Here is an 8,769-nt window from a genome sequence, read left to right on the forward strand (position 1 = left end):
GCCAAGGATGTCACAAGCCGACTCGCCAGGCTACGTCTGGCGGTCGGATCCCGATCGGTCGAACTCGCGCAACTCGCCCGGATCGAAGACTCCGCAGCCGCATTCACCTCACCGTCGGCACATGTGACCGTCGAGGCGCTGCTTCCCACCGACGGGAGCGCACGATGAGCCGCGCGTGTGCTGTTGGCGGGCACTACCCGGTCGTTGTGGTGGGCGGGGGCCAGGCCGGGCTGTCCGCCAGTTACTGCCTGCGGGAGCGGGCGATCGAACACGTGGTACTCGAATCGCACCAAGTGGCACACGACTGGCGGTCCCGCCGGTGGGACTCCTTCTGCCTTGTGACCCCGAACTGGCAGTGCTCGCTGCCCGGTTTTCCCTACCGTGGAGCGGATCCGCACGGGTTCATGGTGCGCGACGAGATCGTGGCGTACCTGGAGGACTACATGACAGCGTTCGATCCTCCGCTGGCCGAAGGTGTCCAAGTTACGCGGCTGCGCCGCACCGACAAGGGTCTGTTCCACCTCGACACCACTGCCGGTGAACTGACCGCGGACCAGGTGGTCGTTGCTACCGGCGCATATCACGAACCGAGCATGCCCCGGATCGCCGAACGGCTGCCCGGCACCGTCCGCCAGCTGCATTCGGCCGACTACCGCAACGCGGACGCCCTGCCCGTGGGGGCCGTGCTCGTGGTCGGCAGCGGGCAGTCCGGTGCGCAAATCGCGGAGGACCTGCACTTAGCGGGCCGTCAAGTGCACCTAGCTGTCGGGAACGCGCCGCGGGTCGCCCGCTTCTACCGGGGGCGCGACTGCGTGGCCTGGCTGGCGGACATGGGGTACTACGCCAAGACCATCGACGAGTTCCACGACCCCGCCCTGGTCCGCAAACGCGTCAACCACTACGTGACCGGCCGGGACGGCGGTCGGGACATCGACCTGCGCTCGTTCGCCCACGACGGGATGCGGCTGCACGGACGACTGCTCGACATCGACGGTGCGAACGCCGTGTTCGCCGACGACCTGGAGCGCAACCTGGATTCCGCCGATGCCGTCGCGGAATCCATCAAGGACTCGGTCGACACCTACATCGAGGAACGCAGGATTGACGCCCCGAGGGAGGAACGGTACGTACCGGTGTGGCGTCCAGATCCAGCGCAGGGTGGGCGGTTAGACCTGTCCGCGGCCGGGGTGACTTCGGTGATCTGGGCGACCGGGTTCCGCTCCGACTACCGCTGGATCGAGGTGCCCGTCTTCGACGGCCGCGGCTACCCGACGCATTGGCGCGGTGTGACCAGCGCACCGGGTCTGTACTTCCTCGGTCTGCCGTGGCAGCACACCTGGGGATCTGGGCGGATGGAAGCCGTAGGCAAGGATGCGGAGCACCTCGCCGAACGGATCGTGTCCTACAGCCCGCTGCGGCCTGGGGCGCGGCCGGTGCACAGCAGCAACGACATATGCGGCGCGCTCACCGGCTCCGCGACCACCGCCTCGCTGGCGTGCTGAGGAGGGCCGCCGGATGACCACTCGCCGCGTCCACGACGGTCACCGCCACCTCGGCGCGCTGCCCGCACACCCGTTCTACGGCGGTCCGCCGGTGAACCCGGACACCACCGCCCGTGCGACGATCAAAGAGTTGCTGGCCGACCTCGATGCGGAGGGAACGGAACGGGCCCTGGTGCTCCCCAACTACGGGGTGCCCGACCCGGCTGTGGCTTTTTCGCTCAACCACCTGGTGCTGGAGGCTGCCCAGACCGACGATCGTGTCCGGGCCGGGCTCTGGGTTTCGCCTCGGTCCGACGACGAGCAGCGCACCGCCGGAGCCCTCGCCCTGGCGGGCGAGAGCGGGGTCCGGGCGCTGAAGCTGAGTTTCCTGTTGGGCGGCTCCCCCAGCGACCCTGCCTGCCGACCACACCTGGACCGCATCTTCGCCACGGCCGAGCGGCACGACCTCGTGGTGCACGTCCACACCTCCCCAGGGTCCACTTCGGACATCGACGAGGTCGGGAAGCTGGTGGAGTGGTACGCCGACCGCGTGCGTGTGCATCTGGTGCACTTCGGTGGCGGGATGAGCGGGCACATCAAGCTCGCCGGTTCCCGCTTCTTCGACTGGATCAGCGCTGGCAAGCGCGTCTACACCGATCTCTCCTGGGCCATCGGGTTCGCTCCGCACTGGCTGGCCCGGGAGATCGAGCACCGCGGCATCGGACACGACCGCGTGCTCTTCGCCAGCGACCAGCCGTGGGGTGACTTCGCGGGCGAGTTCGCCCGACTGTACGCCGCGGCGGGCGACGGCGAACTCGGCGACCGGGTCTTCCTCGACACGTTCGCCGCGCTCTACGACTGAGCGAATCCCCTTCCACATCCCTAATGAGGAGGACATCCATGTCTGACACCGTCGAACTCACCGACTTGGAGCAGAAGTCGCTGGGCGAGATCCCGCACCCATCGCTGCCGGAAGGATCCAGCATCTACGGATCCACCAAGGTCTTCCCCGACTACCAGGCGGAGAACGGGGAAGCGTACTTCACCCTCGTACACGGCATCGCCCACGAATCCTCGGTGAGCTTCGTGGCCGTGCTGCAGGCGACCCGCGCCCTGCGCAAGGGCTTCGAGACCGCGATCTACTTCTACGGCCCCGGCTCTCTCAACTGCCTGGCCACCCGCGGCTTCCCGACCACGGGCAACTCCGCCTTCCCCGGCGAGCACAACATCAACAACCAGCTCAAGACCTTCATCGCCGAAGGCGGCAAGGTCTACTGCTGCCGCTTCGGCCTGTCGTTGCACGGTGCGCGTGAGGAAGACCTCATCGAAGGCGTCATCCCCGCGCATCCGCTGGACGTGCAGGACGCGATCATCCACTACGCGCGCAAGGGCGCGATCATCAACTCCACCTACCAGCTCTGAGAGGTGCACCGTGAGCGTTGGCACCGACAAGACGCGTACGACAAGCACGGCGGTGGACGTGCGGATCACCACCCGCGCTGAACTCGCCCTGCACGGGATTCGGGTGGACGCCGAGGTCCGGCGGCCGGACGGCGCCGGCCCCAGTGACGACGGGCACGTCCTCGTCGACGGTGCCAACGCCGCGCTGCCCACCAACCCCGCCAGCCCCTACACCGTTCGCGATGGGAAGGTCTGGCTCGGTGAGGAGGACACCGGCCTGGCAATTTCACCCGTGCAGCGCCCGCAGTTCTACAGCCTGTCTACTGAGGACGGTGTTCCGTACGAGCAGATAGCCCGGCTGCACGGCGCCGACGTGCTGGCCACCACGGTGGTCCAGACGTGCCTCCGCTACGGCGAATCCGACCGGTGCCGCTTCTGCACCATCGAGGAATCCCTGCGCTCCGGCGCCACCGTCGCGGCCAAGACACCGGCCCAGCTGGCCGAAGTCGCCGAAGCAGCCGTGCGGCTCGACGGGGTGCGGCAGATGGTGATGACCACTGGCACGACCGCCGGGCCCGACCGCGGCGCCCGCAACTTGGTGCGCTCCGTGCGCGCCGTGCTCGAAGCGGTCCCCGGACTGCCAATCCAGGTGCAGTGCGAGCCGCCGGGCGACCTGCGCTGGATCCGCGACCTGCATGACGCGGGAGCAACCTCCATCGGCATCCACGTCGAGGCGCTCGACGAGGACGTGCGACGCCGCTGGATGCCCGGCAAGTCGACCGTCCCCCTGGCCGAGTACGAGGCTGCGTGGGACGAGGCGGTGCGAGTCTTCGGCCGCAACCGCGTCTCCACCTACCTACTGGTCGGGCTGGGCGAGAACCCCGATGAACTGATCGACGGTGCGGCGGCTCTGATCGAGCGCGGCGTGTACCCGTTCGTGGTGCCCTTCCGGCCCATGCGCGGCACCCTCGCGGCCCGAGACGGCATCGGCGCGCCGAGCTCGGAGGTGCTGCGCTACGTCACCGAAGCGGTCGCGGAGCGGTTGCGGCGCGCCGGCATGTCCGGCGGAGATCAGAAAGCGGGTTGCGCTGCCTGTGGGGCCTGCTCGGTGCTGCGCTCGGCGGGCGGGTGATCCCGGATGGCGTTCGACGACGTACTCACTCTGACGGGGACCGGATCCCCACCACCGGCTCCGGACATCCTCTCGCTGCTCGGTGATCGCGCGACCCTGGCTCGGCAGGCGCCGTTCCGCATCGAGCAGGCTGACGGCCCGGCGGCGGTGGCGGCGTACCGCGCGCTGCGCAGCGATGTTTTCGTCGGAGAACAACGGCTTTTCGCGACCAGCGACTTCGACGATCGGGATGCTGATGCTCGCACCGTGGTGCTCGTGGCCAGGGACCGCACTGGCGCGGTGGTCGGCGGCGTGCGACTCGGCCCGGTCGACGACGGCCCGGACATCGGCTGGTGGCGCGGCGGTCGGCTGGTCGTGGCACGGAATTCTCGCCGGCTCGGTGGGGTCGGCCCGGCGCTGGTGCGGGCGGCCTGTGCCCGGGCCGAGGCCGAAGGCGCACTCCGCTTCGAGGCGACGGTGCAGCCGCGCAACAAGCGGCTGTTCGCCCGCCTCGGCTGGCGACGGGTCCGCGACGTCGTCGAGGCCGGCGCACCCCACGTGCTGATGCGGTGGCCGATCGACCGGATCGGGGCCCAGACATCAGCGACCAAGGCACCGCTGGGCCCGCTGCTGGCGGGACTGGCAGTCGGCGCCGGGACCGGCGCGCTCGGCGGGCCGGGGTTCACCGGCGACGACGGCGCACCGGTGCCCGGCAGCGACCTCGTCGCCGCCAGCGATGCCATCGTGCCGTCCATGGTGGAACGCGACCCGGAATGGGCCGGTTGGTGCTCGGTGCTGGTCAACCTCAACGACCTCGCCGCGATGGGTGCCGCACCTGTCGGGCTGTTGGATGCGCTCGCAGCCCGGGACAGCTCGCACGCGGATCGGGTCCTCACCGGGCTCAGGAATGCCGCGCAAGCGTACGGGCGGATCCCGGTCCTCGGTGGACACACGCAGATCGGCGTGCCCGCCTCGCTGTCGGTGACCGCACTCGGCCGCACCGCCCACCCGGTGCCCGGCGGTGGCGGGCACCCCGGCCACGAGGTGCGGCTCACCGCCGACCTCGGCGGAGCCTGGCGACCGGGCTACCTCGGAAAGCAGTGGGACTCGACCACCCGGCGCAGTCCCGCCGAGCTGACTGCGATGCTCGGTGCCATCGGCGCCGCCCGACCCGCTGCGGCCAAGGACGTCTCGATGGCCGGGATCGTCGGCACGCTCGGCATGCTCGCGGAGGCAAGCGGCTGCGGCGCAGTGCTGGACGTCGCGGCCGTCCCGCGCCCGTGCGAGGCATCCGCCGGCGACTGGCTGACCTGCTTCCCCGGCTTCGCGATGCTCACCACCGACCGACCGGGCGCACCGGGCCTGCCCGCAGGCCCGGCGGTCGGTGCGGTCTGCGGCGAGCTGACGGTAGGAGCAGGCGTCGGGCTGCGCTGGCCCGACGGGGAGATCACACAAGTGGTCACCGGCCCGGTGACCGGGTTGGGGAACGCGTGAGCACGCTACGGATGGCCGCCGTCTCGGCCGGATTCGGACGCGACCTGGAGCAGGACTTCCTCCACATCGAGCAGTTGATCAAGCAAGCGGACGCCGACGGCGTACAGCTCCTAGCGCTGCCCGAGGCATGCCTGGGCGGCTACTTGCTCAGTCTCGATGGCACCGGAGCTGCGGAGGACCCGGGGCCTCCCCCGCTCGACGTGGACGGACCCGAGATCCGGCGCCTCGCGGGCCTCGCGGGAGAGATGACCGTGATCACGGGCTACTGCGAGGCCGGTGCGGACGGGCGCCGCTACAACAGCGCGGTGTGCGTCAACGGTGACGGCGTGCTGGGAAACCATCGCAAGGTGCACCAGCCGTTGAGCGAGGACGCCAGCTACTCGTCCGGCGACGGCTTCCACGCCTTCGACACGCCGGTAGGCCGGATCGGCATGCTTATCTGCTACGACAAGGCCTTCCCCGAAGCGGCGCGGACGCTGGCCCTGGACGGTGCCGAGATCGGCGTCTGCATCTCGGCCTGGCCCGGGTCGCGCACGAACGCTGCGGGCGATCTGGCGCAGGACCGCTGGAAGCGCCGCTTCGACCTCTTCGACCGGGCCCGGGCCCTGGAGAACCAAATCGTGTGGGTCTCCGCCAACCAGGCGGGCTCATTCGGCTCGCTGCGCTTCGTGGGCAGCGCCAAGGTCGTCGAGCCCGGCGGCGAGGTTCTCGCCGATACCGGGGTCTCGCCAGGCATGGCCGTCGCCGAACTCGACGTGGCCGGTTCTCTGGAGACCGCCCGTCGGTTCATGGGACACCTCCGCGACCGGCGCCCGGATGCCTACCTGCACAGCGCAGGAGCGATCAACGCATGAGCACCGTTCAACGCCGACCGTCCGCCTATCGATAGGGGAACGCGTGAAGATCGCCCTCCTGAGCTACTCGACCAAACCGCGCGGCGGCGTCGTACACACGCTGGCTCTGGCCGAAGCACTGGCCGCTGCCGGCGAGGACGTGACGGTGTGGACGCTGGCCCGCGGCGGCGACACGGGTTTCTACCGCCCCGTCGACCCGGCGGTGAAGCTGCAAATCGTGCCGTTCCCCGACGGCCCCCCGCAGGAAACCGTCGGCGAACGCGTCCTGCGATCCATCGACGTGCTGCGCGCGGCCTTCCAACCGACCGAGTACGACGTCGTGCACGCCCAGGACTGCATCAGCGCCAACGCCGTCGGGCGGTGCGTGCGCACCGTCCACCACATCGACCACTTCACCACCCCGGAACTGGCCGCCTGCCACGAGCGGGCCATCGTCACCCCGCACACCCACATCTGCGTCTCGCGGTCGGTCGCCGACGAACTCGCCGACGGCTGGGGCATCAAAGCCACCGTCATCCCCAACGGGGTCGCCTACCAACGGTTCGCGACGACCGACCCCGAAGCCCGAGCACGCTGGAAGGATCAGCTCGGCCGCTACATCCTCACCGTCGGCGGCATCGAACCCCGCAAGGGCTCGATCGATCTGCTGGAGGCATACGCACTACTGCGCGACCAGCACCCAGACGTCAACCTCGTCATCGCCGGCGGCGAAACCCTCTTCGACTACCGCGACTACCGCACCCGCTGGGAGACCCGAGCCGCGGAACTGGGCGTCGAGCCGATCCTGCTCGGCACCCTCCCGGACCACGACCTCCCACCTCTGGTCGCCGCAGCCGAAGCGTTCGCATTCCCCTCCACCAAAGAAGGATTCGGGCTCGCCGCGATGGAAGCCCTCGCCGCCGGCGTCCCCCTGGTCGTCCGCGACCTACCAGTCCTGCGTGAAGTCTTCGACACCGCAGCGCATTTCGGCGACACCCCGCACTCCTTGGCCACCGAACTCAGTGCCGCCCTAACCACCGACAACCCGAGGAAACGGGCTCGCGGGTGCGAGCTCGCCGCCCGCCACACCTGGCGCGAAGCAGCCGAACGCCACATCGCTTTCTACCGGACCCTGCGCTGAACATTGTCGTGCCGCGACGACGGCGACCGCTAATCCGCGCGCTGAGAGCCATATCCGGTCGGTGGGGGTGTAGCGAACCTGTGCAATCTGGCGGCGTAGCACTGCGTTCTCATGCCGCAGGACAAGTACTTCGGCGTCTCCCAGGAGAGCCTGTCAGCGATCTTGTGGGCGCGGTGGTGATCCGACAAGCTGAGGCGCCGATGCCTCGGCGGAGAGGATCATCGTGTCGGAGAAGTCGACGTCGGCGGCCGCGGGGGTCGTCGGTCCCGGAGGATGCGGACGTGCAGGTGCTGTCCGGGGCCTCGTCACTGCCTAGCGGGTGCAGACTGGTTGGCCGACCTGCGGAAACCGACTCCAGGTTGCGTGTAAGACCTGCAAGTAGGAGCGCGAAATCGTCACCACCGAGGGCCGGCCAGTCGAGTCCGGGCGGGCCATCAGAACGCGATCTCGTTCGGGACCGGTTGGGGTGGTGGCGGGGGTCGGTCACTGCTGCGCAGCGCGAGCATCGATCAGGTCCGATAGCGTCACCGGGCGGCCGCTCCGCTTGGCGTGCGGGAGGAGGTCGATCAGTTGATGCCGTTCCCACGGATGGACCTCGGTGTCGTCGGCCAGGCCGAAGACCTGCCGAACCAGTGCATCGAGGTCTGTCACCCCAGATCACCGCCACGGCCCGACTCGAGCTGCCTTGCGGTACGGACTATTTCGCGCATCCGGTCAATCTCCGCGGCGGTGACCTCGGTGTGCTCAAGCAACCAATATTGGGACGCCTCACGCCACGGCTTTCCGGAGCGCAGCCGCGAGGATGCGCATGGACGCGGGCGCGCCAGGGTTGATCAGCACGTCAACGCCTTCTGCCGGCAGCAACCCGGCCAGCTCCGCGGCGGTGACCTCCCGCCAACCCGCGACCCGCACCCGGCGCCGGTGCGCGGGTGCCGTGGTCACCAGCATCGACGACACCCCGTCCGGCGCCGGCGCGACGACCGGATTTCCCTCCTCGTCGACGGCGATCCCGAACACCGCCTCGCGCAACGTCGCCAACAGCGCTCCGGCATCCGCCTCACCCTTGTTCACCAGCCGCAACGTGGCGTCGACCGGATCGGTCGGCGAGCCGGGGCCGGACGGCACGTAGTCGGGGTTGGCGTGGAAGCGCCCGGTCGTTCCGTCGGCCTCGACATGCCAGCCACCCACTACCGCCTGGCGGGGCGGCTGCCGCGGATCGCCGCCCTGCTCCTGCCAGGCCGGGTCGATCAGGAACACCCACTGGTTCTCCGCCGGCAGGGCCGAACCACCGCTCATCGCCATAGCCTC

At 69.6% G+C, this 8,769-nt stretch carries 9 protein-coding genes; 7 read left to right on the plus strand and 2 right to left on the minus strand.

Annotation, left to right across the window (positions count from 1 at the left end):
• Positions 1-164 precede the first annotated feature (164 nt).
• Genes AB0I53_RS25285 through AB0I53_RS25315 form a run of 7 tightly spaced genes read left to right on the plus strand, consistent with a single transcriptional unit; the run spans position 165 to position 7,461 of the window.
• Positions 165-1,502 (plus strand): MSMEG_0569 family flavin-dependent oxidoreductase, encoded by a 1,338-nt coding sequence (locus AB0I53_RS25285; protein WP_358607615.1) that lies wholly within the window; start codon positions 165-167, stop codon positions 1,500-1,502.
• A 13-nt stretch (positions 1,503-1,515) separates the two neighbouring features.
• Positions 1,516-2,343: an amidohydrolase family protein gene (locus AB0I53_RS25290; RefSeq protein ID WP_358607618.1), complete on the plus strand. Its 828-nt coding sequence runs from the start codon at positions 1,516-1,518 to the stop codon at positions 2,341-2,343.
• Positions 2,344-2,381: 38 nt separating this feature from the next.
• On the plus strand, positions 2,382-2,903 hold the full coding sequence (locus tag AB0I53_RS25295; RefSeq protein WP_358502466.1) for an MSMEG_0572/Sll0783 family nitrogen starvation response protein: 522 nt from the start codon (positions 2,382-2,384) through the stop codon (positions 2,901-2,903).
• A 10-nt stretch (positions 2,904-2,913) separates the two neighbouring features.
• Entirely contained in the window at positions 2,914-4,014 is a 1,101-nt protein-coding gene (locus AB0I53_RS25300) for an MSMEG_0568 family radical SAM protein (protein WP_358607621.1), read from the plus strand.
• A 6-nt stretch (positions 4,015-4,020) separates the two neighbouring features.
• Positions 4,021-5,487 (plus strand): MSMEG_0567/sll0787 family protein, encoded by a 1,467-nt coding sequence (locus AB0I53_RS25305; RefSeq protein WP_358607624.1) that lies wholly within the window; start codon positions 4,021-4,023, stop codon positions 5,485-5,487.
• Complete coding sequence (locus AB0I53_RS25310) at positions 5,484-6,341, plus strand: carbon-nitrogen hydrolase family protein (protein ID WP_358607627.1); 858 nt, start codon at positions 5,484-5,486, stop codon at positions 6,339-6,341. The genes AB0I53_RS25305 and AB0I53_RS25310 overlap by 4 nt, the downstream gene beginning before the upstream one ends.
• Before the next feature lie 43 nt (positions 6,342-6,384).
• On the plus strand, positions 6,385-7,461 hold the full coding sequence (locus AB0I53_RS25315; RefSeq protein ID WP_358607629.1) for an MSMEG_0565 family glycosyltransferase: 1,077 nt from the start codon (positions 6,385-6,387) through the stop codon (positions 7,459-7,461).
• Between the two features lie 483 nt (positions 7,462-7,944).
• Here the strand turns inward: AB0I53_RS25315 and AB0I53_RS25320 are convergent, their stop codons facing one another.
• Both AB0I53_RS25320 and AB0I53_RS25325 read right to left on the minus strand, forming a co-directional pair.
• On the minus strand, positions 7,945-8,112 hold the full coding sequence (locus tag AB0I53_RS25320) for a hypothetical protein (RefSeq protein WP_358502476.1): 168 nt from the start codon (positions 8,110-8,112) through the stop codon (positions 7,945-7,947).
• Between the two features lie 117 nt (positions 8,113-8,229).
• Positions 8,230-8,757: a type VII secretion system-associated protein gene (locus AB0I53_RS25325; RefSeq protein ID WP_358607632.1), complete on the minus strand. Its 528-nt coding sequence runs from the start codon at positions 8,755-8,757 to the stop codon at positions 8,230-8,232.
• Positions 8,758-8,769 lie beyond the last annotated feature (12 nt).

Origin of the sequence: Saccharopolyspora sp. NPDC050389 (genome assembly GCF_040655595.1) — a bacterium.
Classification (GTDB): Bacteria; Actinomycetota; Actinomycetes; order Mycobacteriales; family Pseudonocardiaceae; genus Saccharopolyspora.

Bases quoted from the DNA above. Each gene is read 5' to 3' on its own strand.
- AB0I53_RS25325 (WP_358607632.1), bottom strand. From the start codon at position 8,757: ATGAGCGGTGGTTCGGCCCTGCCGGCGGAGAACCAGTGGGTGTTCCTG.
- AB0I53_RS25295 (WP_358502466.1), top strand. From the start codon at position 2,382: ATGTCTGACACCGTCGAACTCACCGACTTGGAGCAGAAGTCGCTGGGC.
- AB0I53_RS25285 (WP_358607615.1), top strand. From the start codon at position 165: ATGAGCCGCGCGTGTGCTGTTGGCGGGCACTACCCGGTCGTTGTGGTG.
- AB0I53_RS25290 (WP_358607618.1), top strand. From the start codon at position 1,516: ATGACCACTCGCCGCGTCCACGACGGTCACCGCCACCTCGGCGCGCTG.
- AB0I53_RS25305 (WP_358607624.1), top strand. From the start codon at position 4,021: ATGGCGTTCGACGACGTACTCACTCTGACGGGGACCGGATCCCCACCA.